Origin of the sequence: Acinetobacter sp. AHP123, from assembly GCF_023757925.1 — a bacterium.
Lineage (GTDB): Bacteria > Pseudomonadota > Gammaproteobacteria > Pseudomonadales > Moraxellaceae > Acinetobacter > Acinetobacter oleivorans.
On record NZ_CP092454.1, the window covers coordinates 3,975,262 to 4,002,043 of the forward strand.

The following is a 26,782-nucleotide window of genomic DNA, read 5'->3' on the forward strand; positions in this document are numbered from 1 at the left end:
GACGCATTTATGAAACATCAAAGGATTGTTGTTATGAAACTCAAAAGAGTAAGTCAGCTTACATTGGGACTTTTTTTTGCCAGCCAATTGTTTTACACAACGCAAGCAGCACCTCCAAAAAATCAACAATCACCTAACATCATGATTATTTTGGCCGATGATCTTGGATTTTCAGATATCGGTGCTTATGGTGGTGAAATTAAAACCCCTCATATTGATAGCCTGTTAAAGCAAGGAAAAATGCTTTTTAATTTTCATGCTTCATCAATGTGTTCACCTACTCGTGCACAGCTTATGACAGGTGCCGATAACCACTTGGTAGGTTTAGGTGCGATGTATGAAACTTCAAAACGACAAGAACAATTAGTTGGAGCCGATAGCCCTCATGCACTCCTCAAAATTGATGGCTATTCAGGACACTTAACGCAAAATGCTTACACACTCGCAGAGATTTTAAAGACAAAAGATTATTACACTTTCATGGTCGGTAAATGGCACTTAGGCTATGCTCCCGACCAAAACCCTAAAGCCCGTGGTTTTGATCAATCTTTTGCTCTACTCGATGGCTTCGATTTACACTTTAAAGACCAGCCTAAAAACTATCCGCGTAATACTCAATACACAGAAAATGGTCAAAAGGTTACATTGCCAGACAACTACTACTCAACCGACTTTTTTACACAAAAAGCGTTTGAGTACTTAGACAAAAATAAATCGCAAAAACCATTTTTTGCCTACCTAGCCTATACTGCTCCACACTGGCCGATACAGGCACCCGCTCATTACAGAGACTTATATAAAGGTAAATATGATCAAGGCTACGATGCAATTCGCAAGCAACGCTTTGAGAGACAAAAGCAACTAGGATTAATTCCTGCAAATGCAGAATATCCAGTCGAACGTGGCAATCAAGCTTTAGGTACCAAAAGCTGGAATGAACTCACCCCACAAGAGCGCAAATATGAAGCGCGTAAAATGGAAGTTTATGCTGGCATGGTTACCCAGTTAGACGACCGTGTGGGCGATGTCATTCAATATCTTAAAAAGCATCATTTATATGACAATACTTTGATTGTGTTTATGTCAGATAACGGCGCTGAAGGTGGTGATCATAATTTTCCAATGGGTGATGCCGACAATCGCTATGAAAATATAGGCAACGCCAGCTCATATGTTTACATGGGACCACGCTGGGCCGAAGTGAGCAGCACTCCATTTACGTACTGGAAGTCAGCTGCTTCAGAAGGCGGAGTTCGAGTTCCATTTATTGTTAAATCACCAACTCAGGTTTCTAAACAACATGGAATTAACAATAACTTTGCGACAGTCAGAGATATATTCCCAACTGTGATGGAGCTAGCTGGTATTCAAAATAGTCAGGTTTATCCAACTTCAAGCACCAAAATTAAACCATCTGGTTTTAGTCTGATCCCTGCGTTTAAAGATAATACTGCCCGTATTCGTCCTGTTAATTATTATGACTTTAAAGAATTACATGGCAGCCGCTACGCTAAAACTGACGAATGGAAACTTGTTGAAAACTCACCTTCTAAATTTAAGAGCCATGGTTGGGAACTCTACAATTTAAAAACAGATTTTAATGAACAACATAATGTTTACGCAGAACATCCTGAAATCGTTAAAGTCTTAAATGACAAATATTTAAGATATGCTGATGAAAATGGTGTTGTGGATTTTGAGCAATACAATAAAAAGTAGGGAAAACCAGATGAAACAGATCATGATGCTTTCATCGTTCCTCTTACTTTGTGCATGCCAAAAAACCACACCTCAACTACAACAGACCACCTTGCCTGACTTAGGCAGTAAAGCTAAATGTAATTCTTATTCGGGCCTTCCTTCGGGTTGGCCTAAAAATAAAGAAGCAGGCATGGTCAAACTTCATCAAGGAAAGATTGTTTTAGGCACCACACAAGGTTATGAAGATGAACGCCCATTAAATTTACAGGCAACTTCAGTTCCCGCTTTTTTAATTGATGCGACTGAAGTCACCAATGCTCAATTTCAAGAGTTTGTTAAACAAACGGGTTATGTCACCGATGCAGAGAAGCAAGGCGGCGCAGCTATGTTTGTACAACCAGATCATCCAGTTGAAGAATTACAATGGTGGAAATTTGAAAAAGGGGCCAATTGGAAACATCCATGGGGCCCAAACAACCCTAAACAACCTGCACCTCATGAGCCTGTTCGCATGGTGACATGGAATGATGCCTACGCTTATGCAAATTGGCTGGGTCATGACTTACCGACCGAACTTGAATGGGAATATGCAGCCAAAGGTTTTCAGCAAAATTCCGATATTGGCCCGACCCATGAAGGCCATATTGTAGCCAATTTCTGGCAAGGTGAATTTCCATATAAAAATGTTCAGGAAGATGGTTTTAAGGATGTTGCCCCTGTTGGCTGTTTTAGTAAAAACCCATTTGGCTTATATGACTTGATTGGCAATGTATGGGAATGGACGCAAACACCCTATACAGGTCCAAGAGATCACCATATGGGAGATCCCTCGAAATATCGGCAAAGTCACGAACAGATTTTGCAATATACGATTAAAGGTGGATCTTATTTATGCGCTACCAACTATTGCGCGCGTTATCGTGCTGCCGCGAGGCATCCACAGGAACTCGACCTTGCAACTAGCCATGTCGGATTTAGAACAGTAAAACGCTTTTAAACGGATTTAAAAATGAAGCATATTTTTATTTATGGGATTTTCTTCTCAGGGACAACCCTTGCCTGCTGTTTAGCTCATAGTGAAGTAGATGTTAATTTTCAAAATACACTCACACTCAAAACATTTAACTTCGACAGACAATATGAAAATAGTATTAGTCCCGATACTCATAGCTTGAGCCAAGGTCTGATTTATCGTGGTGACTGGTCAACCAAGCTTAATGATATTCAGCTACACCTCAATCCAAGCATCCAATATGCTTATCGCCTAAGTAGCGACCAACACACCAATGATATGGTCATACCCTTTGACCCTAACACCAAGAAACAAGCACAAGACCAAATTAAATATGGCTTAGGTGCTGGAGTTGAATATCAAAACTTTCGCATGAATGTAGGTGAAATTATTCCCGACTCACCACTTACGCCACAAGTGGATACACATCAATTACGCGTTAACTATAAAGGCTTGGAATTAAAATATAAGACACCACAACAAAATTTCGAGTTGGGTTTGATTAACCGTTATTCGCCAAAAAATGAGGAGGACTACCACAAACTCGCCATATCAAAACATGAATCTGACGGACTTTATTTCTTTCAATGGGATGGCAAAACACCTCGATACCACTGGAAATTTTATAATGGTTACTTAACAGATCTCATCAATCAAAGTTACTTTGCTTTTGATTACCAATGGACAAAACAGCACACCACAAAATTACGTGTGTTTCGCCACGATGATGTCGGCAAATCAAAGCTTGGCGAATATGACAATACATCTGTAGGGGCCATGCATTTCATTAAACATGGAAACTTTACAACTGGAATTGGCTATCAAGAAAACTTTGGCAAAGATGGTATTCCAAAACTCGATAATATGCCCATCCCCCATATGGTGAACTGGACCTTAGGCGCGTTTACCAAAGCAGATGAAAAATCTTATCATTTCGTTGCATCGTATGACTTTAAAGACTACATCAAGGGTCTAAAAGTGACCTATAAATATATTTATGGCGATTCATTTCAGACCATGAATCAAAATGATTTTGAGCAAGAAAGTGACGTGTTGATTCAGTACGACCTAAATGCTTGGATTAAAAATCTTAAGTTTCTTTTCTTAAATATAAATTATGACACCAAACACGGCAAAAGTTTGGATGAACAGCGCATGATGCTTCACTACACGGTTAATTTCTAAATTTTCACACTCCATAATGGCTTAACTACAGTCATTATGGATCCAAATTAAGATGAATAAAAATTTAGCCTTTAAAATTCAAGGTAAATACAAAAATCTTTAATAGCAATTAAAAATATACAAAATAACCAAATTAAAAGATCAATATTTTTGAATAAATATACCGCTTATCAATTGACCAATATTTTTATTTATTATAAATTGGATCCAATAAGTGATAAGGAGTCGTCACAAATGTTTATTAAAAATGCTTGGTATGTTGCCTGCCGCCCAGAAGAAATCCAAGACAAACCATTAGGTCGCACCATCTGTGGTGAAAAAATTGTTTTTTATCGTGGTAAAGAAAACCAAGTTGCAGCCATTGAAGATTTTTGTCCCCATCGCGGTGCCCCACTTTCACTTGGCTATGTCGAAGATGGAAACCTCGTATGTGGCTATCATGGCTTAGTCATGGGTTGTGACGGAAAGACCGTCTCAATGCCAGTCCAACGTGTAAACGGTTTCCCTTGCAACAAATCATATGCAGTTGTCGAAAAATTCGGTTTTATTTGGATATGGCCGGGTGAGAAAGCTTTAGCGGATGAAGCAAAACTTCCAACTTTAGAATGGGCAGATCATCCTGAATGGAGCTATGGCGGAGGCCTGTTTCATATTCACTGTGACTATCGCCTGATGGTCGACAACCTGATGGATTTAACCCACGAGACCTATGTTCACTTAAGCAGTATTGGGCAAAAAGAAATTGATGAATCATTACCAGTCACTAAAGTTGATGGTGACCATGTGATTACCGAACGCTATATGGAAAATGTGATCGCACCTCCATTTTGGCAAATGGCCCTTCGCGGCAATCATTTGGCTGATGATGTACCTGTTGATCGTTGGCAACGTTGCCACTTCTTTGCACCAAGTAATGTTCACATTGAAGTAGGTGTAGCGCATGCTGGACATGGAGGTTATCACGCACCGAAAGACAAAAAAGTTTCCTCAATTGTAGTGGATTTTATTACGCCAGAAACTGAAACTTCACACTGGTATTTCTGGGGAATGGCGCGTAACTTCCAGCCAGATAATGCCGAACTCACCGATCAAATTCGTGAAGGCCAAGGCAAAATCTTTACTGAAGATTTAGAAATGCTTGAGCAACAGCAGCAAAATATTTTAAACAATCCACATCGCAAGTTACTCATGCTCAACATCGACGCAGGCGGTGTACAGTCTCGCAAGGTCATTGAGCGACTACTTGCCGAAGAAAATAAAACACCTCCTGAAACGTCCACACAGAAGTTTCCAAACATTCGGATTATTTAAAGGAGCATGAACATGGACGTTATTATTCAGAAAATTCACCAGCTTACCCCGAACATTCGTGCTTTTGAATTGGTTGCAGTAAATGGTACAGCGCTACCGAGTTTTGAAGCAGGTGCACATATTGATGTGCACCTAAAAAATGGTCTCACCCGCCAATATTCACTTTCAAACTGCTGCACTGAAAAGCATCGCTATGTGATTGGTGTTTTACATGATGCTAACTCACGCGGTGGATCACGTTGCATCCACACTGAATATAGTGAAGGCAATCATTTAGAAATTGGTGAACCACGCAATTTATTTGAGATACACCCTCAAACCAAACAAGCAGTTTTATTTGCTGGTGGTATTGGTATTACCCCTATTTTGTCGATGGCATATCGACTTAAGTCAGCCAATATTCCTTTCGAATTGCACTACTTTGTGCGTAGTCATGAAATGATTGCTTTCTATGGCAACTTAACCGAGCACTTTGGTAACCAAGTCCATTTTCACATTCAAGATCAACCAGACACCGAATGTAATATGGCAAAGGTTTTGGGCCAAGCTTCACCTGATAAACACTTATATGTATGTGGGCCTACAGGGTTTATGCAGTTTGTCATGAGCTCGGCTGAACAAGCAGGTTGGCATAGCGAACAGTTACATCAAGAGCATTTTGTTGCTCAAAAATTAGATACGTCTAACGATGAAGCTTTTACTATTGAAGTTAAAGGTACGGGCCGTCGAATTGAAGTATTACCAGAGCAGACTGCTACTGAGGCATTGATTGCAAATGGTTTTGATATTCCTGTTTCATGTGAACAAGGCATTTGTGGCACATGTATTACTCGCGTTATAGAAGGCACACCCGATCATCGGGATATGTTTATGACCGATGAGGAACATGCTTTGAACGACCAATTTACGCCCTGCTGTTCTCGTGCAAAAACTAAAAATCTTGTGATTGAGCTTTAATTTTCAAGTTCCTTTATTCAAAAATAAAGGAACATTTCACCTTAAACGCTGAGAACATTTCTTAGCGTTTCACCCAAAATCACTACACTACTGTGCTCACGCATTAAAGTTTCAGCACGCCCTGCCTGACGATGTACCAACGCATCAAAAATCGAACAATGCTGTAAATGTGCATAGTGCAAACGGCGATATTCTGACAAAGCTTGATTCTGGTCATAGGTAATAGCTTGAGCAGAAGCCATCGGTAATTGGTTGTTTTTTGCTAAGGCTTGTATGAGTGCGACGTTTTGCGCGCCCTCAATAATCGTGTCATGAAAAATGACGTTAAAATGGTGATAACGTTCTAGTTCAGCATCACCAAACTCGTCTTTATCATTAAATAGTTTTTCAGTTTCTTGAATGCAATGTTGCAGCGTCTTTTTCTGCTCTTCGCTTAAGCCTTGTTCTGCCAAAGTTTTCGCAGCTAATCCTTCCAGCACACCACGCACTTCAAGTGCATCATGAACAAGTTGTTCTGAAATTTCACGAACCGTGTAACCACGAGTTGGGTTTTTAATGAGGAGGCCTTCTTGCTCGAGCAAGCGAAAGGCAATACGAACAGGCTGCCTTGAAACACCAAGTAACTCGGCAGTCGGAATTTCGGCAATTCTGGCACCGCCTTCAAGTTCCCCTGAAATAATCATTTTTCTTAGTTTAAGTAAAACTTGTTGTCCTGAAGACATTCGCTGCCACACATCACCAAAAACGTCACTTCGATGCTAGCAAGTTCATTTGTAAAATGAAATAAATTTTCTGTGTGAATCAGTGCTTAAGCATTTCTATTAAGTTTAATAAATTAAATTGCAAACTACCTTTCATTAAAGGTTTTTAAGATTATTAACCATAATATCCAAATTATTACGGATTAAATAAGCCAAGTTAATATCAATGCCTTCAAGCATTTTTTCTTCAACTTTTAAAACCACTTCATTACATTTATTTAGCTTTTCGACACCGCTTTCAGTCAGGGTAATTAAAATACGGCGACCATGTGTTGGGTCTGGTTTTTTCTCAATCCAACCATTGACCAGTAAATCTTGCAAAATTTTGTTGGCCGATTGCGGCTTAATAAAAGAGCGCTCAGCAAGTTTGGCATTGGATACATTACTTTTTGAAGCTAAAACAGAAAGCGCAGTAAATTGCGGCAAGGTAATCTCAAGCTCTTTTAAATGTTCTGTTAAATGTTTACTAATAATTCGGTCAACACGAGCAATCATGTAACTTAACTTAGGCTCATCTTCTACTTTTTTTTGAACTAAATTCGAACGTACCATAACCTTTCAATCATCATAAGAAAATCTGTAGTGAAAGTATGAGGCACTAACCCCATACTTTCGTTAAAACTTAGCGAGCACCTGAGCTTTGTACTAAATGTACAGGCTGTTTAGGTTTTTTGACAAGAAGTAATGCAGAGATCGCTGCAATTAAAATCACCGGAATGCTTGAACCAATCACAATGGTCGAGCTTTGGCCAAGCGAGAGTAAAAAACCAGCCATTAAAGGTCCTGCAAAAGAACCAATACGCCCAATTGCAACCGCTGAACCTACACCTGTTCCACGCATTTCGGTTGGATAATACATGGCAGCCAAACCGTATAATGCCGATTGTCCGCCCACAATGAATAAACCACAACCTACTGCCGAAAGTGCAAGTAAAGCAACGGTTGGGGATATCGCTAAACAACAAAGCGAAAATAAAATGCCGAGATAAATCAGTTTAATCACAAAACTCATGCGTAACTTATCCAGCAATACACCCATGAGAATCGAACCTAAAATTCCACCCACGTTATAGCCCATCTGCACATAGTTTGCCTGAAGTTTCGATAAGCCTTGCGCACCCATCAGCAATGGCAACCAATTCAATAAGAAATACAGTACAACGAGCGTACAGAAAAAACTTACCCAAAGCTGAATGGTCGACATACGACGTTCTTTCGCAAATAAAACTTCCAAGAATGGAGTCGTTTTTTGCGCTTGACCTTTTCGTTGCAGGTAGTCATTTGACTCAGGTAAAAAGCGCATAATCAGTGGAATGAGTAAAATAGGCGCAATCCCACCAATATAGAAAATATGACGCCACTCTGCATCGCCTGCCAACGACATGGCAACAACAGAAGTGAGTAATCCTCCAAAAGGAATACCGCTATACATGATGCTGACAGCAGTACCTTTATATTTATCAGGTACAGCTTCAGATGCCAGTGTAATCATCATCGGAAGTGCCCCACCCATTCCTAAACCAGTACAAAAACGAATGAGTAAGAGCAAACTAAAGTTAGCAGCATAAGCCGTTAGCAAAGACATAATTCCAAAAAGTAAAATACTAAAAATCAGAATTTTCTTACGCCCGACAATATCTGCAAATCTACCGCCTAATATGGCACCTGGTAGTGTTCCTAAAATTGCAGCACTAAATGCCCACGCCATCTGGCCATTGTCCAACATAAACTCAGCCCGCATTCTTGGAGCGGCTACCCCCATTGACTGAAGATCAAAACCTTCAAAAATTGCTATTGCAAAGCATAATAGCAACGTGATTTTTGCCCTTGCAGACTGTCCTAATATCTTTTCCATTGTGTTATCCCTTATTGACTAGTCGTTCCATTTAGCCCTTTGTGTATTATTGTTTAAACACACCAAAAATATCAGTTAAACTTACTAAAAAATCAACATATTTTTATATTAAATCAACAATAAAATTAATTAATATTTAAAATACAATGAATTATAAAATATTTATGAAATTTTATAAAAAAGACTTGAATGTAAGTTTAACTGATATTAAATTAAATCCCAGAACAGCTAAAAATCATTCAAGGAGTATGAAGATGAGTTATGAAAACCGCTGGGAAACAGTAGATGTTAAAGTTGAAGATGGAATTGCATGGGTAACACTAAACCGCCCAGAAAAGAAAAATGCCATGAGCCCGACACTCAATCGTGAAATGATTGATGTGCTTGAAGCAATAGAACTTGATCAAAATGCACGTGTGCTTGTATTAACAGGTGCAGGTGATTCTTGGACAGCGGGAATGGACTTAAAGGAATATTTTCGTGAAGTCGATACGCAGCCTGAAATTTATCAAGAACGCATTCGCCGCGACTCATGCCGTTGGCAGTGGCAACTTCTTCGCATGTATTCAAAACCAACCATTGCTATGGTCAACGGCTGGTGCTTTGGAGGTGGTTTCTCACCTTTAGTGGCTTGTGACCTCGCAATTGCAGCAGATGAAGCAACTTTCGGTTTATCTGAAATTAACTGGGGCATCCCACCGGGTAACCTTGTAAGTAAAGCAATGGCAGACACTGTTGGTCATCGTGCATCTTTGTATTACATCATGACGGGTAAAACCTTTAGCGGTAAAGAAGCTGAAACGATGGGCCTTGTAAATAAAAGCGTACCACTTGCCCAGTTAAAAGCAGAAGTGACTGAGCTTGCAAACTGTCTACTTGAGAAAAACCCTGTGGTTCTTCGTACAGCTAAAAATGGATTTAAGCGTTGTCGTGAACTCACTTGGGATCAAAACGAAGACTACTTATATGCCAAACTTGATCAATGTATCCACCGCGATACTGAAAATGGTCGCCAAGAAGGTTTGAAACAATTTTTAGATGAAAAATCAATTAAACCGGGTTTACAGAGCTATAAACGTACTGGTTAACTTTTGATTCTCTAATGGCAATGTAAGGACACAACCCATGCAAAATGTACAGTTACTTATTCACGGTCAATCTGTTGATGCATCAAATCAGGCAACTTTTGAGCGTATCAGTCCTATTGATGGATCAGTGGCAACTAAAGCCGCTGCTGCAACATTGGAAGATGTTGATCGTGCAATAGACTCGGCACAACAAGCTTTCAAAGTATGGTCGAAACTCTCGCCTACCGAACGTCGCTTACGTTTGTTAAAAGCAGCTGATCTAATGGACCAAAAAACCGAGCAATTCATTGAAACTGGAATGCAAGAAACAGGTTCAACTGCAACATGGTATGGGTTTAACGTTCATCTTGCTGCCAACATGTTACGTGAGGCCGCAGCCATGACCACACAAATTGACGGAAGTCTGATTCCGTCAGATGTACCGGGCAATATTGCAATGGGTGTGCGGGTTCCTTGTGGTGTGATTGTAGGAATTGCACCTTGGAATGCCCCTGTGATTTTGGCAACACGTGCGCTTGCAATGCCCTTGGCTTGTGGAAACACGGTGGTATTAAAAGCATCGGAAGCCTGCCCAGCAACACATCGTCTCATTGGTGAAGTGTTACATGAAGCAGGTCTGGGTGAAGGTGTGGTCAATGTGATTACGCATGCCGCTGAAGATGCACCACAAATCGTGGAGCGTTTAGTCTCTCATCCAGCCGTGAAGCGCATTAATTTTACCGGTTCAACCAAAGTCGGAAAAATTATTGCCGAGACTGCTGCCAAATATTTAAAACCTGTTTTACTTGAATTGGGTGGCAAAGCCCCTGTCGTGGTTTTAAATGAAGCTGACATTCATGAAGCTGTAAATGCAGTCGCTTTTGGAGCATTCTTTAATCAGGGGCAAATTTGTATGTCGACCGAACGTGTTTTGGTTCAAGACAAAATTGCCGACCAATTTATTGAAAAACTGATTGAAAAAACTCGCTCTATTCGAGCAGGTAATCCAACCTCAAAAGACAATGTACTCGGTGTTTTAGAAAGTCGCCGCGCTGCAAACCGTATTCAGCATTTGTTGGAAGATGCTCAAAACAAAGGTGCTGACTTACCTTTAGGTATTCATATTGAAGACACCACCATGCAACCGACGCTGGTGCTCAATATTAAACCTGACATGCTGCTTTACCGCGAAGAATCATTTGGGCCTGTATGCACAGTTCAACGTTTTTCAAGCATTGAAGAAGGCATAGCACTGGCAAATGACAGCGAGTTCGGTCTTTCTTCAGCAGTGTTTAGCCAAAATATTTCACAGGCATTAGAAGTCGCTCAACAGATTGATTCGGGTATTTGTCACATTAACGGCGCAACCGTACATGACGAAGCTCAAATGCCATTTGGCGGAACCAAATCGAGTGGTTACGGACGTTTTGGTAGTAAAGTCTCCGTTGCCGAATTTACCGAACTACGCTGGATTACTATTCAAACCCAATCGCGTCATTACCCGATTTAGTCAGGGTAATGCAGACAACAACATATTAAATAAAAATTGCATGATGCAAAAAAATAAAGCGCAGTGATGCGCTTTCCATGGAGTGAAAGAAATGCAAATGAATGCCACTCAATCACAAGACCGCGAACGGTTCGTAAAATTAGGGCAACATGATATTCATTATCACCATAAAGATGACACGCTCTATATCAGCCCAAAAGAGCAATTAAAACCGTATCCACAAAAACTGACAGATCGGTTAATTCATTTTGCACAAACTAAACCAGACCATATTTTTGCAGCAAAACGCAATGCTCAAGGTGAATGGGTCAAACTGAGTTATGCAGAAGTTTTACAACGTGCATGGCACATTGCTCAGGCATTACATGACCGTAAGTTAAGCCAAGAAAGACCTCTGGTCATTTTAAGTGGTAATGATCTCGAACATTTAACACTGTCTATGGCTGCCATGCTGGCAGGTGTGCCTTTCTCTGCTATTTCCCCTGCCTATTCTCTGATTTCTCAAGACTTTGGCAAACTTAAACATGTGTTTGAAATGCTGACACCGGGGATGGTCTATGCCAGCGATGGACAAGCTTTTGCCAAAGCGATTCAGGCATGTATTACGCCTGATATTGAAGTGGTAACCAATAAAGGGATTGTGGGCGATCAGATTTGCACATCTTTTCAGTCGCTATTAGATACGCCAGTTTCAAATGTTCAAGAGTTTTATCAAACCCTTGATGAAAACCAAATTGCCAAATTCTTATTTACGTCAGGTTCAACCAAATTGCCTAAAGCTGTGCCGACCACGCATTTAATGTTGTGTGTTAATCAGCAAATGTTGTTGCAGACTTTCCCGGAGTTTGAAGAAACACCACCTGTCCTACTCGACTGGCTGTCTTGGCACCACACGTTTGGTGGCAGTCACAATGTCGGCATCGCGCTCTATAACGGCGGTACTATTTACATTGATGATGGCAAACCCGTTGCAGGAAAATTTGACGAAACCATTCGTAATCTGAAAGAAATTTCTCCAACCGTTTATTTAAATGTGCCAAAAGGTTGGGAAGAACTCACCGAAGCTTTAGAAAAAGATGAAGAATTAAGAGACCGCTTTTTTGCCAAAGTTAAAATTCTATTCTTTGCAGGTGCCGCGCTTTCAGAAGCGGGCTGGAACAGACTCGATAAAATTGCTCAGCAACATTGCGGAGAAAAAATTCGCATTATGAGCGGATTAGGTATGACCGAAACTGCTCCGTCTTGTGCTTTTACCACTGGTCCACGCGTGATGGCTGGCTTTATTGGTTACCCTGCTCCGGGATGCGAAATCAAGCTGGTGCCATGTGGTGACAAACTAGAGTTTTGCGTTCGTGGCAAACATGTTATGAAAGGCTATTGGCGCTTAAAGGCAGACCAGCAAAGCACTGTGTTTGATGATGAAGGCTTTTTCCATACGGGTGATGCTGTTCGTTTAGTCGATGTGAATGATCCAACTAAAGGTCTCATGTACGACGGACGAATTGCTGAAGACTTTAAACTCAATACGGGTACTTTTGTGAATGTGGGCACACTACGCAACAAAGTACTGATTCAAGGTAATTTACTGGTTCAAGATGTTTGTATTACTGGTTCAAACCTGAATGCGGTTGGCTTTTTGATTTTTCCAAAACTAGATGCTTGTGCTCAATATGCAGGTCTTAAGCTTGGTGAACATTCTGCAGCAGAGATATTGCAGCATCCTAAAGTCCAACAATGGTTCCGCCAATTTTTAACGACCTTTAATAAAGATGCGACTGGCAGCTCAAATACAGTCTCAATGCTTTATTTAATGACCGAGCCACCTCAACTCGATGCCGGCGAAGTGACCGATAAAGGCAACCTCAATCAAAGCAGTATTACGAAACGTCGTGCAGCTTTAATTGATGAACTTTATCAAAAGCAGACTGATAACCCGCTGATTATTCGGGTGCCCACCTTAAAGCAATAAGCAATTGAAATAAAAAAGGAAGCTCAAATTTCGGTTTGAGCTACAGCCTCACTTTTGCCTAAAAAAGGTTCAACATGCCACATGATATAGAATTTGAACTATTTCGGGACAGCTATCGCAGGTTCTTAAAAGAACAGGTTGCTCCGTATTATGAACAGTGGGAACACGATGGCCTCATCCCGCGTGATCTGTGGCTTCGTCTTGGGGAAAATGGCTTTTTGTGTGTCGATGTGCCCGAGGAATATGGCGGTTACGGCGCTCCTGTGCACTACTCACTCATGTTGGTTCAAGAAACTGCTCAAGCTGGTTTTGCATCTTTAGCGGTTGCCATTGGCGGGCAAAATGAGTTGGTCTCTCCTTACCTGCAAAATATTGGAACTGAAGAGCAAAAACGCTATTGGTTACCGAAAATGGTGACAGGTGAAGTCGTCACTGCAATTGCCATGACCGAAGCGAATGCTGGTTCAGACTTACAGGCCATACGCACTCAAGCGATTTTAGAAAATGATCATTACCGTATTAATGGTTCAAAAACTTTTATTTCAAATGGTTTGCATGCCGATCTGATCATTCTGGTTGCGAAAACTGATCCGCAAGCTAAAGCAAAAGGCATTTCAATTTTTTTAGTTGATGCTGCTTTAGACGGCGTTAAAAAAGGCCGTTCATTACAAAAAATCGGGCTCCATGCTCAAGATACAGCCGAACTATTTTTTGATGATGTTTATGTGCCTACAACTCAGCGTTTAGGTGAAGAAGGACAAGGCTTTGCTTATTTAATGCAAGAGTTACCTCGTGAACGTTTAAGCATTTCAATGATGGCGTTGGGGTCAATTTTAGGCGCCATTGAAATTACTAAAGACTATGTTTTGGAACGCAAAGCTTTCGGACAACCTTTAAGTCAAATGCAAAACACACGCTTTGTGCTTGCAAACGCGCAAATCAAAGCCAAAGCCGCCCAAGCCTTTGTAGACCAATGTGCGGCGCTTTATCAACAACACCAGTTAAGTGTCACTCAAGTTGCCGCACTGAAGTGCTTTATTACCGATGTCCAATGTGAAGTGATTGATCAATTACTTCAGCTTTTCGGCGGCTATGGCTATATGCAGGAATACCCAATTTCACGCTTTTTTGTGGATGCACGGGTACAAAAAATTTATGGGGGAACCAATGAAATTATGAAAGAAATCGTAGCCCGAGAACTGCTCGGAAAATAATTCGATTTAAAAACCAAACAAGGCAGACACAACAACTATCCCTTGTTTAAAACAAAAAAATGTTATTTCAGGAAGAAATGCTATGTCGAAATTATGGATGTACTCTACCCTCATGCTCTCTGGTTCAGTGTGGGCTGGCAATTTTATTGACAACAGTTCAGTAGAACTCACCACACGAAATTTCTATTTTGACCGCGACTATCAAGAGCAATCTGCTTACCCTGCTGCCAAGGACTGGACACAAGGTTTTATTCTTAAAGCCAATTCAGGTTATACCGAAGGGACTGTTGGTTTTGGACTGGATGTACTTGCAACGGCGGGTTTTAAACTCGATGCCGACGCAGAGCATGGCGGTACAGGAAACTTACCTAGAGACACGCGTACCAATGAACCTGCTGACTCTTATGGCGAAATTGGGGTCACAGCAAAAGCGAAAATGAGCCAGACCGAGCTACGCATTGGTACCCTAATGCCGATGAACCCAGTTTTAGTAGCTTCACCTGCTCGTTTGCTTCCTCAAACCTATCGAGGAATTTCACTGACCAGTAAAGATATTAAAGATTTTGATTTACAAGCGGCCTACCTCGATAAAGTGAATCATCGTGATTCGACCAACTATGAAAAAATTAAAATTTCAGGCGTAAATGGACGTTTTAAAAGTGCCGAAACTGATGGCCTCTATTATTTAGGTGGAAACTATCAGTTTAATCCCGCACTCAAACTCACCGCTTTTTACATGGACGTTGACGATCTTTATAACCAAACCATGGTCGGTGCCTTACATCAACACAAAATTAATGACACCACTAATTTTAGCTCGCAATTACGTTACTACCGCAGCCGAGATGACGGACAAGCAAAAGCAGGCTTAGTCGATAATGACCTCTATCATGCGCATTTCGAACTCAAACATCAAAACCATAAATTTATTTTTGGAACCTTCCAACATCATGGCGACACCGCTTTTCCGTATTTAACGGGAGGTGAAACGGGTCTACTCATTGATACATGGCCGGGTGAGTTTTTAAACCCAAAAGAAAAGGCCTATAGCTTCCGTTATGAATATGACTTTAAAGATTATGTACCGGGTTTACGTTTCATGACCCGCTACACCACAGGTCACAATATTTATGCACCCAACTTAGGGGGAACCAATTTAAAAGAGCGAGAAACAGACTTTGATTTAGGCTACACCATTCAAAGTGGCTGGTTAAAAAATTTAGGGTTACGCGCGCGCTATGCCATTTATGACAACAACATGCTCTCTACAGCCAATATCAAACCTGTAAACGAAACCCGTCTCAACATCGACTACACATGGAAATTTAAATAATTAAAACCAGAGGTTCTGTCACACATAGAACCTCTTTTTATTTCGGGAAATTCATCATGAAGAAAGTTGTAACGCTACTCTGCGGAATTTGTCTCATTAGCCTGACTCATGCCGAAACACAATATAGCCCGCCACCTATTCAGCTTGAGCCTTTAGCAAAATTCAGTGTTGATCTAAATGCGCCTGTTTGGGAGTTAGGCACCACCAGTGATGCAGGTAAGCGCCGAATTATTCCCATTACAGGTGGGACATTTGAAGGGAAATCACTTAAGGGCCGCATTTTAAATAATGGCGCAGATTGGCAAATCGTTGACAGTAAAGGACTAGCAATTATTGATACGCGATACTTGTTAGAAACCGATGACGGTGCACTTATTTATCTTCAAACCAAAGGTTACCGACATGGTTCGGCCGACACGCTAAAACAGCTTGCTCAAGGCAAAGATGTCGACCCAAAAAATTACTATTTCAAAATTACCATGCAGTTTGAAACCAGCTCACCTAAATACTCATGGCTTAACCAGACCGTTGCGGTAGGTAGTGCAATGCGCTTGGGCAAAGCGGTTATTTATGATGCCTACACCCTGAAATAATAATTTTTATAACACCTACAAAAAGGATGGACCCTTCATTATGGATCAAAAAACTTTAGAACACTTACCACCCATCCACCATCATTTGGGTGGACACAATATTTATTGGAATGATAAGAACACTGAACTCACCATCCACTACACGGCGCTAGAAAGTTTTACCAATCCACGCGGCACCGTTGAAGGTGGCATGATTTGCGCCATGCTTGATGACGTGATGGGACTTTTTGCATATCTCGCCAATGACCGTAAACCAGCTACTACCATTAACTTAACGATGGATTTTTTAAGGCCCTGTGCTGTGGGCGAAGTCATTACAAAATGCCGATTCATTAAACAAGGCAAAACTGTACTGAATCTTGAAAGTGAAGCTTGGCAAAACAACAAAATGATTGCACGAAGCACAGCTAATTTTCTGGTTTTAGATTAATTGCAAACATTCATTCAATAAGGATATGAATAAATGAATTACATCAACAATAAACGAATTTTGACCCGCTCCGCTTTAGTGCTTGCCATGCTTGGTGCTTTGGCAGGCTGTGGAAGTGATAATGATGACACATCGGCTCCTTCTACAAATAAACCACCACAGTTATCTCCTGCTGTTGGCGTAAAAATGACAGGAAGCTGTTCAGACTTACTTGGATTTCAATACAACAATACGGTCATTAGCTCAGCTACCCTTCAAGAGGCAGGCACATTGACTGTCGCTAATAAACCGATTGGCGCTCATTGTTTGATCAAAGGTTATATGGATCAACGTATAAGCCCTGTCGATGGACAAACCTATCAAATTGGTTTTGAAATGCGCTTACCAATAGACTGGAACGGTCGTTTCCTCTATCAAGGCAATGGCGGAACCGATGGTAATTTAGTTCCTGCAACAGGTCAGGTCGGTAGTGGTGGCCCACTCACCAATGCTCTACATGATGGTTTTGCTGTTATTTCCTCCGACGCTGGACATAACGCTTCACAAAATCCAATGTTTGGCTTAGACCCTCAAGCTAGAATTAACTACGGCTACGGTGCAATTACCACACTCACGCCTATGGCAAAAAACCTAATTAAAGCCGCCTATGGTAAATTACCAGATCGTTCCTATGCAGGTGGCACTTCAAATGGTGGTCGTCATGCCATGATTGCTGCAACTCGTTTGGGTGATCAATATGATGGAATTTTGGCAAGTACACCGGGTTTTCACCTACCTCGTGCGGCAGCGGCTCAACTCTACACAGCCCAGCAGCTTCGTCGTGTCGCAACAGATGAAAATGATTTAAGTACCGCCCTTACTCTTTCAGAGCGCAAAGTATTAGCAAAAGCGATTTTAGATCGATGCGATGCTCCAGACGGTGTTGCAGATGGCTTGGTTCAAGATGTCGAGGCTTGTCGTACAGCTTTTGATATTCACAAAGATGTACCTGTTTGCTCAAGCACAAGAGATGGTACATGCCTAAGTACCGAACAAATTGATGTATTAGCCAACATTTACCGAGGTCCTGTAAACTCTGCTGGACAAACGCTCTATGCAACCCAGCCTTTCGACCCCGGTTTAGTCGGCAGTAACTGGGCAAGCTGGAAATTCGAATCTTCAGTGGGAACAGCACGTGACCCCGTTGCCGTTGGCATTCTTTTTCAGGTTCCGCCAGACCCAACTGTGACTCAAAACTCTAGACAATTTACCTTTAATTTTAACTTCGATACCGACTATCCAAAACTATCCGCAACCAATGATGTGTACACAGAAAGTTCGATGTCATTCATGATGCCACCCGATGAACTTAATCTAGATAAACTCCGCAATCACGGTGGAAAAATGATTGTGGTACAAGGCACAGCAGACGGTGTTTTCTCTGTAGATGACACCCAAAATTGGTACGATCAACTACTCCAACACTATAAAAATGATGCAAAAGGTACAGCACCTGAATTTGCACGTTTCTTTAGAGTTCCGGGCATGAACCATACCCGTGATGGCATTGCGACCGACCAATTTGACGCATTGACTGCTTTAGTTAACTGGGTCGAATATGGCCAAGCACCTGACAAAATCATTGCGACCGCACGCGGCGCAGGTAACCCGAGTGGACAAGTGAATACTGAGCTTCCACAAGACTGGGCACCAGACCGTACCCGCCCACTTTGTCCTTACCCACTGATTGCTCGTTACAATGGTCAAGGTGATAGCGAAAAAGCTGAAAACTTTAGCTGTAAATAACATCCAATAAGATAAAAAGAGAGCTGACCTAGGCTCTCTTTTTTATTTTACTAAGTATCACTATTGAATCATTATCAAATGATATTTCATCCAATGCCTGCATCACTGCTAAGATAACACCGAAAACCAAAAACTCATTTCTCTATGCAAAATCAGACTGCTCCAAATCTCCCCTCGACTCAACTTGGAAAAGCACTGCTTTGTCTTATGACATCAGCATTATTATTTTCCATTATGGGAGTGTGCATTCGTTTTGCTTCAGAAACAGTGGACAATGCGACCGTCGTGTTTTTTAGAAATGCAGTAGGTTTATTTATTTTTATTCCGATGCTGTTTAAACAGGGTTTAGACTTTATTAAAACCGATAAACTCTGGATGCACACTTGGCGAAGTCTAGTCGGTCTTGCCGCAATGTATGGTTTTTTCTATGCCATTGCGAACTTAAAACTATCAAATGCCATGGTTTTTAGTTATTCATCTCCTATCTTTATTCCACTGATTGCATGGCTTTTCTTAAAAGAAAAAATTACCAAATCGATGATTTTTGCTGCTGTTATTGGGCTCGTTGGGGTTTTATTTGTCGCTAAACCCGACCAAGGTTTATTTAATGCACTATCTTTTATTGGCTTGGGTGCATGCTTTTTATCAGCAATGGCTTTTGTGACTGTAAGAGCTTTAACCAGTACAGAACCACCTGAGCGTATCGTTTTTTATTTCTGTATTTTTGGTAGTTTAATTTCCTCTATTCCGATGTTCTGGCATTGGCGTATTTTCACTTGGCACGAATTAAGCCTACTGATTGCCGCAGGACTTTTAGCTAATATTAGTCAACTATTTATGTCTTATGCTTATAGCTTAGCGCCAGCAGGACAAATTGGCCCCATGAATTACATTGCCATTATTTTTGCAGGAATATGGGGATTTGTTTTTTGGCATGAATTACCGGATCTGTTTAGCATTATCGGTATATTTATTATTTTATTTGCCATTTTGCTCTGTAATCCATTTTTGCAGAAAAAGTTACTCTCTCGATTTAAATAACAAACAAACCTTAATCTAATTTAGGTACTGTATTCGATACTCATTTGGTGAAATGCCTGTCCAGTGACGATAGGCTTTTCTAAAATTAGAGGTATCTGAAAAGCCAATTCTTTCAGCAATTTCATCTACGGTTAAAGTGGTTTCTCGTAAATATTCATCTGTAAGACGGCGCCGAGTTTCATCTAACAGTTCTTGATAGGTTAAATCAAAACTTGCCAAGCGCCGATGTAAGGTACGCTTTGACATATGTAACCGTTCAGCCATTTCTTGAGCTGATGGAAAAAGTCCTGTTCCATCTAACAATATTAAACGAATCGTTTTCACCAACTCAGGCTCTTCAAGTTCAGCTGCACCAAGCATCCGCTCACAAAATGACTTACACATATCCGCGGTAATCGGGTTGGCATTTGGGCAAGGTACATCGAGCCATTTTAAATCAAAGTGCCATTGCATCACTCCAGCATTAAACTGAACTGGGCAATGAAACACTTTTTCGTATTCTTCTGCATAGTCAGGTGCTGGATAGGGCAATAAAAGCTTCTTCGCTTGAAATGGTCCTTCAAGCACACGTTCAATTAAGGTCTGCATGGAGCTAAACCAAAACTCGCACACCAAAGGCAGAAGCTTACCCAGTGCAATAATGTCCTGACCTTCAAAAATCGCAACATCATCTCGAATATAAAAAGACTTCTTTAAAATAGGCCCTGCAAGCTTAATGTGTCGAATGCCAAGCTCTACCGCTTGTCTAAAATTACGAGAAGAATATAGTGCATAGCCATATACCCCGAAATCTGACAAACGCTGCTTTTGCCCCGCGCGTAGTCCAATGAGTGGATCATTTGATAGACGTTGAATATTTTGAAATAGCTGAATTTTTTGGACTTGAGAAATATATAAAGAGGATTGATTCATCGTATCGGGCGAAATATTTGTGCCAGACAGAACTTCTGATATTGAATGGCCTTGCGAACCCATTTCATCAAATAAACTGGTCAAACCTAGCAAATATGCATTCGAACCTAAGGATGTATTATCATAATTTCCTTCAATAACACTATTTGCATTTTTATAAATATTTTTAGGCATTTAACTCACACCATCCCTAGAGTGACGTGCATAATGGCACTAAACTACCTCTTGTTGTCTCAATTTAACATCGACCATACGACGCTTCAAGCATAAAGTATGATAAGCAAAAGTATGGAAGGAACAATAATGGAAAGCTCCACTTTAAAAGAATATAGCGGCTCTGCCACAGAACATATGGAACTTATTTTTTCCAAACAACGTGCCAATTTTGAGGCAGATCCCTACCCAAGTCTTGAGTCACGCCGCACAAAATTGCATCAACTCAAAAAGCAAATTATTCGTTATCAAGATGCTTTAGCTGCTGCGATTAATGCTGACTTTAGCTCAAGATCTCATGATGAATCCAAATTACTCGATTTGCTTGGCTCAGTTTTAGAAGTAGATCATGCGATTCATCATTTACGACGCTGGATGCGTCCAAGTAAACGCCGTACCGAGCTTTTATTTTTATCAAACCGTTTAAGTGTGCAATACCAACCTAAAGGCGTGGTTGGCGTGATTGTTCCATGGAATTTCCCCGTTTATTTAGCACTTGGCCCACTCATTGCTGCTTTGGCTGCGGGCAACAGAGTCATGATTAAGCTGCCTGAAATTACCCCAAATACCAACGCAATGCTACGACGCATGCTGGCTGAAGTCTTTAATGAAGATGAAGTGGCGGTTTTTGGTGAAGAAATTACAGATCCAGCTAGATTCACCACTTTGCCATTTAACCATATTGTCTTCACTGGCTCTCCTGCGATTGGCAAAGTTGTCATGCGAGCTGCTGCTGAAAACCTAACTCCAGTTACTCTCGAATTAGGCGGTAAATCACCTGCAATTGTAAGCCGCAACTACCCGCTTACCGATGCGGCAAAACGTATTACCCATGGCAAAGCAACTAATAGTGGTCAAATCTGTGTAGCACCTGACTATGCGTTGGTTCCAAAAGAAAGTATTGATGAATTTGTGGATGCAGCAAAATCCAGCTTTATAAAAATGTTTGGTCAAAACATCACGAACAATGAAAATTACACATCGATTGTGAATGACCGTCATTTAAAACGTATTCAAGATATTTTGACCGATGCACAAGCAAAAGGTGCACGCGTTATTCCTTGCGACACGTATAGCTTTGACCAACAAGGCCGTAGAATGCCTGTACAGATTGTGCTGAATTGCACGCCAGACATGCGCATTATGAAAGAAGAACTCTTTGGCCCTATTTTACCTGTAGTGGCTTATGATTCTTTAGATGATGCGATTACCTATGTGAAATCGGATGAACGACCTTTAGCGCTTTACTTCTTTACACATAGCTCGGTAGAACGTGATCGTATTTTACGTGAAACTCATTCGGGCGGTGTGACCATCAACGATTGGGGTTGGCATGTAGTCAACCATGATGCCCCTTTCGGGGGTATCGGAAACTCAGGCATGGGGTCATATCATGGTGAAGAAGGTTTCCGTGAACTTTCACATGCTAAAACGGTTTTTATTCGCCATCGGTTCTTCCCAACTCAGCTTTTCCACCCTCCTTATGGAACATTCCTACAAAAACTAGCGATTCGCTTTTTCTTGAAAAAAGGCGATCCAAATATTAAATAAAGATTATGAAAAAAGCCTCGTCATGAGGCTTTTTCCAACTTTAGAAAATATCTTTTAATGAGTACTTTTAATCAGCACTTCAAAAAGAAGACTCCACCCATCAATTAATAGAAAAAGAAGTAATTTTATAGGTAATGAAATAGTCACTGGTGGAACCATAATCATGCCTAAAGACATAAGTATAGAAGCAACGATAATATCTACAATTAAAAATGGTAATAAAATTACAAACCCTATTTGAAAAGCGATCTTGAGTTCACTCAACATAAAAGCAGGTATTAATTTAATTGGTGAAATAGCAGCTATATCATTTGGAAGTGAAGACTTGGACAGCTCATAAATTAATTTAATATCTGATTGATGAGTTTGAGTAATCATGAAAGCCTTTAAAGGTTCCCACGATTTCATAAAAAAGTCTTGCAATGATATTCTGTTTTCAAGATAAGGTTGAAAGGCTGTATTATTAATTACTTCAAATGAAGGGCCCATTACAATCATCATCAAGAAAAATGATAATAAAATTAATACAATATTGGGTGGAGTTTGTTGCAATCCTAAAGCTTGCCTCATGATTGACAATACAATTACATTTCTAATAAATGTAGTTGTCGCTATCATTGCTAGAGGAATAAAGCTTAAAAGTGTTAAAGAAACAAATGTTGATGTAGGATTCATTAAGTTAGCTATATCAACTTGCTTAGAACTTTCTTGAGCAAAACAACTTATGCTTAAAAATGAACAGAGCAAAGCGATTAATACTTTACTTAATGATTGATTATACATTAGTACTCTGCTCATCATTTGAGACTTTATTTTCAATGCGTTTAGGAACATGTGTAACAGAAACTTTTTGATCTGATTCAACAATAATCACATCATAATCTATTTTATCATAGATATATAAAGTGGTTTTCGATGATATTTTTTGGACTTCCAATTTACGATTAAGCACCGGATTTAGCTCAAATTTTGAAATAATTTTCTTTTTGAAAAAAAATAAAATTAAATAAGTAGCTAACAATAGTATTATCGTAATTCCCAATACATATAATATATATTCAGAGGAAATTATATTGTCTTGCTTAAACATCATATCAAAAACTATTTACTATTTCAGTAACTTGAAAACCCAATACATCGTCAACAGCAACAAGTTTTCCATATGCAATTAAACGATCTTTAAGATAAAGCTTTAAAGGCTCTTCAACTGACTGATCTAATTTAATAGTACTGCCTTGTTTCAAATTAAATAAATCACTTACAGTTAACTTTACACTCCCCACTTCTACAACTAATTCAACTTCGACATGATCTACTATAGATAGTTTATTTTCTAATAAGTCTTTAGAGCTTTCATTATTCTGCCCATCTAAACTAGGTAAATTTATATCATTGATCTGTGTTGTCACTGTCTATTTCTCTTCTTTGGATCTTAACAAAACTGCTAATTGATTTTCCGATTGTCCTAAAAACCCCACAGCCACTTCCTTATCTCCACTCATTACATTGAATGGCTCAACAATTGAATGTTTCGACTTAATAACATCACCTACTTGTAAATCAAGAAAGTCAGTTATTGAGAGTTTATCTAATGAAAAACTAATAGATAATGAAGTAACTTCATTATTAATAGTAACGGGGTTTAAAATATTATCTGCAACTAATTGATCTAACTGCTTATTACTTTTAAGCATATTAGAATCCAATATTAATTCAACACTACCAAAATCTAAATTAATTTCAACAACAACAGGAATTCCTAAAAACTTTATATCTGTTATATTTCTCAATTCAGCAATATCTTTTTTATTATTATCAATTTTATATAATAAATCAGATATTGCATTCTCAATTAAAAAATTTGATATATTATCTAAAGGAAGACAACTTCCTATTTCTCTAAAAAAAAACTTCAAAAAATCATTTGGGCTTTTTACTAAAAAAAATACTGAATTTATTTCATCTATAGCAAAAACGCCATTATTAACTACAAGGCTTTGATAATAATCAGAAAAGTTTTTAAGAAAAATCGTTGGTTTCTTTTCACGCTCTATCCAATCTTGACACCAATTATAAATTGGCTCGTTAATCTTATTAATTAACTGCTCTTTTTGTTTCTTAGTTAAAAAACCTAAAGCATATTGCATCTTAGCCACCACGAGATGAATTATAAAGTTGCTCTAACATTTCATTAGCCACATTCATCACTTTTGAACTAGCTTGATATCCCCTTTGAATAATTAAAATATTACCAAACTCCTGTGCTAAATCGATATTAGCTAATTCAATATACCCACCTTGTATTTTTCCAAAATATTCTAAATCAGGTTTACTATATTTGACATTTATATTTTCAGGTTTATGAAAAAAGGCATTTTGATCTTGCACAAGTTTTGTTTCATCAGAAAAGTTAGCTAATCCGACAGCTTGATTTGTTTTTTTCTTCTGACCATTATTGTAACTTAATTCAAGAACACCATCTTCACCAAAATTATAGCCTACTATACCAGCTCTAGGCCCTCCATCAGTCGCTGTAGCTTGTATATTACTACTACCAACTGAAACTACACTAACTCCACCTAAATCTAGCTTTATCTTTTGCTTACCACTATCAAAATCTAGATCAACATCTAAAAATTGTTCTTGCACAGTGCCAGCTAAAGTAAAACTTATGACCCCCGTATTTAATGTTTTATTATTTTCATCAATGACGGTATATGACCATTTACTACCGACGGTTGTTGTACCGCCAGTTTGTTTTTCAAAATTAAAAGTTAACTTTCTTAAAGAACCTGTTGCATCATAAATATTAACATTACTTAACTTATACGGAGTAGTCTCAGATGTACTTAAGGTTCCATTAATATCAAGTATAGTAGTTTGTGTAGGTGGCAAAGATAAATAATTATTTATATTAATCTCAACTAAACTTGCTCCATCAAATCCCATAACATGGTAAGTACCAGACTGATCAACTAAACTACCCTTTTCATCAAATTTAAATTGACCAGCTCTTGTATAAAAAACATCTTGTTTAGAGTCCTTTAATATAAAATATCCTTTACCATTAATATATAAATCTGTTTGATTACCTGTTTGTTTAGAGTCACCATTTTTTGTTCTAGTACTTGTACCCTCATAACTCACGCCCAAACCTGAACCATTATTATTTTCAACATCTTTTAAAAAACTATCTTTGCCCTTATATCCAGGTGTATTCATATTACTAATATTTTGAGAAACAGTGTTTAATTGAGTAGAAAATGCAATTAAACCACTTACACCATTAAAATGTGCTTGAGTCACTTATATCACCTTACTGTTTTAATTTGTGATAGCTTTATATCGGTCAAAAAATTACCATCTGCTTGTTTTACACTAATTAATGAACCTTCAGGTGAAAAATTAACAGCTGAAACTGTTCCTGTTATATTTGCACCACTATTAGTAACAATCTCCACCTGCTTTCCAATAATACCTAAAGATTGTAAGGTTGCATTAATAGAAACTAGATTACTAATATTATCGTTTGTAAGCCTAGCTTGCTCTAAGTTTGTAAATTGAGCCATTTGAGCTAAAAATTCCCTATTATTAATAGGCTCAAGCGGATCTTGAAAAGTAAGCTCCGTCATAAATAGTTTTATAAAATCATTTTGACTTAAATTACTTCGACTTACTTCACTACTTGCAGTATTTAAACTATTACCAAGAGCATCTATAGCCATAATTATCTCTTTAGGTTTTAGACCAAATCATTTTTCCGTTAAGCCATATTCTATCAATATTATCAGGTAGTTGTCTCTTAATATTTTCTAAAAGCTCAGTTTGATCACCATCATAATCTCTTATGAATATCTCAGAACTTGTAAGAATAATATTTTTTTTAAACAACAATGGTGAGGTAAATACTGTCTGCTTGACAGAAGCATTCAATTTCGATACATGATTTTCCATAAAGATATCTTCGTTTTTTGAGGAAAAATCTATTTTTGTATCAGGTCTATCTAATCTTAACTTTTTGCTTATAAAGTTATTTTCTCTATTCTCATATGACTCATAAGATAAATCTTCATATTGAACTAATAAAGAATTGTACTTTTGATATGAAATATTATTTCCAATACTATTCAAATAAGATAAATGGTTGACCGCTGTTTTACCAAAATCATAAATTTTAGAGAAATTCATAGTCTTCTTTTCAATATTATTTTTTTGGATAGTAAGTTTTTCATTTTTTTCATTATCATTAAAGTCTCCCTTAATATCTTTTAAAAAATCACTACTTTCCTTTTTTCGTTTTGGGGCAATACTAAACCTTTCCCCTTGTTCATCGTAAATTGTCTTCAAACGATGATCAAAATTAATATTTTCCATTCTATTTC

The 26,782-nt window shown here is 39.0% G+C and carries 26 protein-coding genes; 15 read left to right on the forward strand and 11 right to left on the reverse strand.

What is annotated here, in order from left to right:
- Positions 1 to 33: 33 nt before the first annotated feature.
- From MJX77_RS18815 to MJX77_RS18835, 5 genes are all read left to right on the forward strand, one after another.
- Positions 34 to 1,719 carry an arylsulfatase gene (locus MJX77_RS18815; RefSeq protein WP_252060160.1) on the forward strand — a complete coding sequence of 562 codons (1,686 nt, stop codon included), beginning with the start codon at positions 34 to 36 and terminating at the stop codon, positions 1,717 to 1,719.
- Positions 1,720 to 1,744: 25 nt separating this feature from the next.
- Complete coding sequence (locus MJX77_RS18820) at positions 1,745 to 2,698, forward strand: formylglycine-generating enzyme family protein (RefSeq protein ID WP_252061360.1); 954 nt, start codon at positions 1,745 to 1,747, stop codon at positions 2,696 to 2,698.
- Positions 2,699 to 2,710: 12 nt separating this feature from the next.
- Complete coding sequence (locus MJX77_RS18825) at positions 2,711 to 3,898, forward strand: OprD family outer membrane porin (protein WP_252060161.1); 1,188 nt, start codon at positions 2,711 to 2,713, stop codon at positions 3,896 to 3,898.
- Positions 3,899 to 4,132: 234 nt separating this feature from the next.
- Entirely contained in the window at positions 4,133 to 5,209 is a 1,077-nt protein-coding gene (locus MJX77_RS18830; protein ID WP_252060162.1) for an aromatic ring-hydroxylating dioxygenase subunit alpha, read from the forward strand.
- A gap of 12 nt (positions 5,210 to 5,221) precedes the next feature.
- Positions 5,222 to 6,166, forward strand: coding sequence for a PDR/VanB family oxidoreductase (locus MJX77_RS18835; RefSeq protein WP_252060163.1), 945 nt, complete (start codon positions 5,222 to 5,224; stop codon positions 6,164 to 6,166).
- Positions 6,167 to 6,207: 41 nt separating this feature from the next.
- On the opposite strand, the gene MJX77_RS18840 is transcribed toward MJX77_RS18835, so the two are convergent.
- The 3 genes from MJX77_RS18840 to mhpT form a co-directional block, all read right to left on the reverse strand.
- Positions 6,208 to 6,900, reverse strand: coding sequence for a GntR family transcriptional regulator (locus tag MJX77_RS18840; protein WP_198306774.1), 693 nt, complete (start codon positions 6,898 to 6,900; stop codon positions 6,208 to 6,210).
- 123 nt (positions 6,901 to 7,023) lie between these two features.
- Complete coding sequence (locus tag MJX77_RS18845; protein WP_049837756.1) at positions 7,024 to 7,479, reverse strand: MarR family winged helix-turn-helix transcriptional regulator; 456 nt, start codon at positions 7,477 to 7,479, stop codon at positions 7,024 to 7,026.
- A gap of 70 nt (positions 7,480 to 7,549) precedes the next feature.
- Positions 7,550 to 8,782: a 3-(3-hydroxy-phenyl)propionate transporter MhpT gene (mhpT, locus tag MJX77_RS18850; protein WP_013198528.1), complete on the reverse strand. Its 1,233-nt coding sequence runs from the start codon at positions 8,780 to 8,782 to the stop codon at positions 7,550 to 7,552.
- A 248-nt stretch (positions 8,783 to 9,030) separates the two neighbouring features.
- Here mhpT and MJX77_RS18855 point away from each other — a divergent pair, with 248 nt between their 5' ends.
- The 9 genes from MJX77_RS18855 (at position 9,031) to MJX77_RS18895 (ending at position 19,724) form a co-directional block, all read left to right on the forward strand.
- Complete coding sequence (locus MJX77_RS18855; protein ID WP_171249425.1) at positions 9,031 to 9,870, forward strand: p-hydroxycinnamoyl CoA hydratase/lyase; 840 nt, start codon at positions 9,031 to 9,033, stop codon at positions 9,868 to 9,870.
- Positions 9,871 to 9,907: 37 nt separating this feature from the next.
- On the forward strand, positions 9,908 to 11,359 hold the full coding sequence (locus tag MJX77_RS18860; RefSeq protein WP_252060164.1) for an aldehyde dehydrogenase: 1,452 nt from the start codon (positions 9,908 to 9,910) through the stop codon (positions 11,357 to 11,359).
- 82 nt (positions 11,360 to 11,441) lie between these two features.
- Positions 11,442 to 13,328 (forward strand): feruloyl-CoA synthase, encoded by a 1,887-nt coding sequence (locus tag MJX77_RS18865; RefSeq protein WP_252060166.1) that lies wholly within the window; start codon positions 11,442 to 11,444, stop codon positions 13,326 to 13,328.
- A gap of 74 nt (positions 13,329 to 13,402) precedes the next feature.
- Positions 13,403 to 14,542 (forward strand): acyl-CoA dehydrogenase family protein, encoded by a 1,140-nt coding sequence (locus MJX77_RS18870; protein WP_252060168.1) that lies wholly within the window; start codon positions 13,403 to 13,405, stop codon positions 14,540 to 14,542.
- 82 nt (positions 14,543 to 14,624) lie between these two features.
- Complete coding sequence (locus tag MJX77_RS18875) at positions 14,625 to 15,875, forward strand: OprD family porin (protein ID WP_252060169.1); 1,251 nt, start codon at positions 14,625 to 14,627, stop codon at positions 15,873 to 15,875.
- 56 nt (positions 15,876 to 15,931) lie between these two features.
- Entirely contained in the window at positions 15,932 to 16,468 is a 537-nt protein-coding gene (locus MJX77_RS18880) for a DUF3237 domain-containing protein (RefSeq protein ID WP_252060171.1), read from the forward strand.
- A 40-nt stretch (positions 16,469 to 16,508) separates the two neighbouring features.
- Complete coding sequence (locus MJX77_RS18885; RefSeq protein WP_057106433.1) at positions 16,509 to 16,898, forward strand: PaaI family thioesterase; 390 nt, start codon at positions 16,509 to 16,511, stop codon at positions 16,896 to 16,898.
- A 33-nt stretch (positions 16,899 to 16,931) separates the two neighbouring features.
- A complete protein-coding gene (locus MJX77_RS18890) occupies positions 16,932 to 18,683 on the forward strand; it encodes a tannase/feruloyl esterase family alpha/beta hydrolase (protein ID WP_252060173.1) in 1,752 nt (583 codons plus the stop codon).
- Positions 18,684 to 18,827: 144 nt separating this feature from the next.
- Positions 18,828 to 19,724, forward strand: coding sequence for a DMT family transporter (locus tag MJX77_RS18895; protein WP_252060175.1), 897 nt, complete (start codon positions 18,828 to 18,830; stop codon positions 19,722 to 19,724).
- Positions 19,725 to 19,739: 15 nt separating this feature from the next.
- Here the strand turns inward: MJX77_RS18895 and MJX77_RS18900 are convergent, their stop codons facing one another.
- Positions 19,740 to 20,810: an AraC family transcriptional regulator gene (locus tag MJX77_RS18900; RefSeq protein ID WP_252060176.1), complete on the reverse strand. Its 1,071-nt coding sequence runs from the start codon at positions 20,808 to 20,810 to the stop codon at positions 19,740 to 19,742.
- A 129-nt stretch (positions 20,811 to 20,939) separates the two neighbouring features.
- Here MJX77_RS18900 and MJX77_RS18905 point away from each other — a divergent pair, with 129 nt between their 5' ends.
- Positions 20,940 to 22,400, forward strand: a complete 1,461-nt coding sequence (locus MJX77_RS18905; RefSeq protein ID WP_252060178.1) for a coniferyl aldehyde dehydrogenase — start codon at positions 20,940 to 20,942, stop codon at positions 22,398 to 22,400.
- A 54-nt stretch (positions 22,401 to 22,454) separates the two neighbouring features.
- On the opposite strand, the gene fliP is transcribed toward MJX77_RS18905, so the two are convergent.
- Genes fliP through MJX77_RS18940 form a run of 7 tightly spaced genes read right to left on the reverse strand, consistent with a single transcriptional unit; the run spans position 22,455 to position 26,774 of the window.
- Positions 22,455 to 23,183 carry a flagellar type III secretion system pore protein FliP gene (gene fliP / locus MJX77_RS18910; RefSeq protein WP_005299402.1) on the reverse strand — a complete coding sequence of 243 codons (729 nt, stop codon included), beginning with the start codon at positions 23,181 to 23,183 and terminating at the stop codon, positions 22,455 to 22,457.
- Entirely contained in the window at positions 23,176 to 23,493 is a 318-nt protein-coding gene (locus tag MJX77_RS18915; protein ID WP_252060180.1) for a hypothetical protein, read from the reverse strand. The genes fliP and MJX77_RS18915 overlap by 8 nt, the downstream gene beginning before the upstream one ends.
- 1 nt (position 23,494) lies before the next feature.
- Positions 23,495 to 23,809 carry a FliM/FliN family flagellar motor switch protein gene (locus MJX77_RS18920; protein WP_252060182.1) on the reverse strand — a complete coding sequence of 105 codons (315 nt, stop codon included), beginning with the start codon at positions 23,807 to 23,809 and terminating at the stop codon, positions 23,495 to 23,497.
- Positions 23,810 to 23,812: 3 nt separating this feature from the next.
- Positions 23,813 to 24,547 carry a flagellar motor switch protein FliM gene (locus MJX77_RS18925; protein ID WP_252060184.1) on the reverse strand — a complete coding sequence of 245 codons (735 nt, stop codon included), beginning with the start codon at positions 24,545 to 24,547 and terminating at the stop codon, positions 23,813 to 23,815.
- A 1-nt stretch (position 24,548) separates the two neighbouring features.
- Entirely contained in the window at positions 24,549 to 25,706 is a 1,158-nt protein-coding gene (locus MJX77_RS18930; protein ID WP_252060186.1) for a flagellar hook-basal body complex protein, read from the reverse strand.
- A 5-nt stretch (positions 25,707 to 25,711) separates the two neighbouring features.
- On the reverse strand, positions 25,712 to 26,125 hold the full coding sequence (locus tag MJX77_RS18935) for a flagellar hook capping FlgD N-terminal domain-containing protein (RefSeq protein WP_005299414.1): 414 nt from the start codon (positions 26,123 to 26,125) through the stop codon (positions 25,712 to 25,714).
- Between the two features lie 10 nt (positions 26,126 to 26,135).
- Complete coding sequence (locus tag MJX77_RS18940; protein ID WP_252060188.1) at positions 26,136 to 26,774, reverse strand: hypothetical protein; 639 nt, start codon at positions 26,772 to 26,774, stop codon at positions 26,136 to 26,138.
- Positions 26,775 to 26,782: the final 8 nt, after the last annotated feature.

Excerpts from the sequence above, each read along its gene's own strand:
- mhpT (WP_013198528.1), bottom strand. The coding sequence starts at position 8,782 with ATGGAAAAGATATTAGGACAGTCTGCAAGGGCAAAAATCACGTTGCTA.
- MJX77_RS18875 (WP_252060169.1), top strand. The coding sequence starts at position 14,625 with ATGTCGAAATTATGGATGTACTCTACCCTCATGCTCTCTGGTTCAGTG.
- fliP (WP_005299402.1), bottom strand. The coding sequence starts at position 23,183 with ATGTATAATCAATCATTAAGTAAAGTATTAATCGCTTTGCTCTGTTCA.
- MJX77_RS18870 (WP_252060168.1), top strand. The coding sequence starts at position 13,403 with ATGCCACATGATATAGAATTTGAACTATTTCGGGACAGCTATCGCAGG.
- MJX77_RS18820 (WP_252061360.1), top strand. The coding sequence starts at position 1,745 with ATGCTTTCATCGTTCCTCTTACTTTGTGCATGCCAAAAAACCACACCT.
- MJX77_RS18890 (WP_252060173.1), top strand. The coding sequence starts at position 16,932 with ATGAATTACATCAACAATAAACGAATTTTGACCCGCTCCGCTTTAGTG.
- MJX77_RS18880 (WP_252060171.1), top strand. The coding sequence starts at position 15,932 with ATGAAGAAAGTTGTAACGCTACTCTGCGGAATTTGTCTCATTAGCCTG.
- MJX77_RS18900 (WP_252060176.1), bottom strand. The coding sequence starts at position 20,810 with ATGCCTAAAAATATTTATAAAAATGCAAATAGTGTTATTGAAGGAAAT.
- MJX77_RS18855 (WP_171249425.1), top strand. The coding sequence starts at position 9,031 with ATGAAGATGAGTTATGAAAACCGCTGGGAAACAGTAGATGTTAAAGTT.
- MJX77_RS18935 (WP_005299414.1), bottom strand. The coding sequence starts at position 26,125 with ATGGCTATAGATGCTCTTGGTAATAGTTTAAATACTGCAAGTAGTGAA.
- MJX77_RS18845 (WP_049837756.1), bottom strand. The coding sequence starts at position 7,479 with ATGGTACGTTCGAATTTAGTTCAAAAAAAAGTAGAAGATGAGCCTAAG.
- MJX77_RS18925 (WP_252060184.1), bottom strand. The coding sequence starts at position 24,547 with ATGCAATATGCTTTAGGTTTTTTAACTAAGAAACAAAAAGAGCAGTTA.
- MJX77_RS18940 (WP_252060188.1), bottom strand. The coding sequence starts at position 26,774 with ATGGAAAATATTAATTTTGATCATCGTTTGAAGACAATTTACGATGAA.
- MJX77_RS18835 (WP_252060163.1), top strand. The coding sequence starts at position 5,222 with ATGGACGTTATTATTCAGAAAATTCACCAGCTTACCCCGAACATTCGT.
- MJX77_RS18825 (WP_252060161.1), top strand. The coding sequence starts at position 2,711 with ATGAAGCATATTTTTATTTATGGGATTTTCTTCTCAGGGACAACCCTT.
- MJX77_RS18830 (WP_252060162.1), top strand. The coding sequence starts at position 4,133 with ATGTTTATTAAAAATGCTTGGTATGTTGCCTGCCGCCCAGAAGAAATC.
- MJX77_RS18815 (WP_252060160.1), top strand. The coding sequence starts at position 34 with ATGAAACTCAAAAGAGTAAGTCAGCTTACATTGGGACTTTTTTTTGCC.
- MJX77_RS18895 (WP_252060175.1), top strand. The coding sequence starts at position 18,828 with ATGCAAAATCAGACTGCTCCAAATCTCCCCTCGACTCAACTTGGAAAA.
- MJX77_RS18915 (WP_252060180.1), bottom strand. The coding sequence starts at position 23,493 with ATGATGTTTAAGCAAGACAATATAATTTCCTCTGAATATATATTATAT.
- MJX77_RS18905 (WP_252060178.1), top strand. The coding sequence starts at position 20,940 with ATGGAAAGCTCCACTTTAAAAGAATATAGCGGCTCTGCCACAGAACAT.
- MJX77_RS18860 (WP_252060164.1), top strand. The coding sequence starts at position 9,908 with ATGCAAAATGTACAGTTACTTATTCACGGTCAATCTGTTGATGCATCA.
- MJX77_RS18885 (WP_057106433.1), top strand. The coding sequence starts at position 16,509 with ATGGATCAAAAAACTTTAGAACACTTACCACCCATCCACCATCATTTG.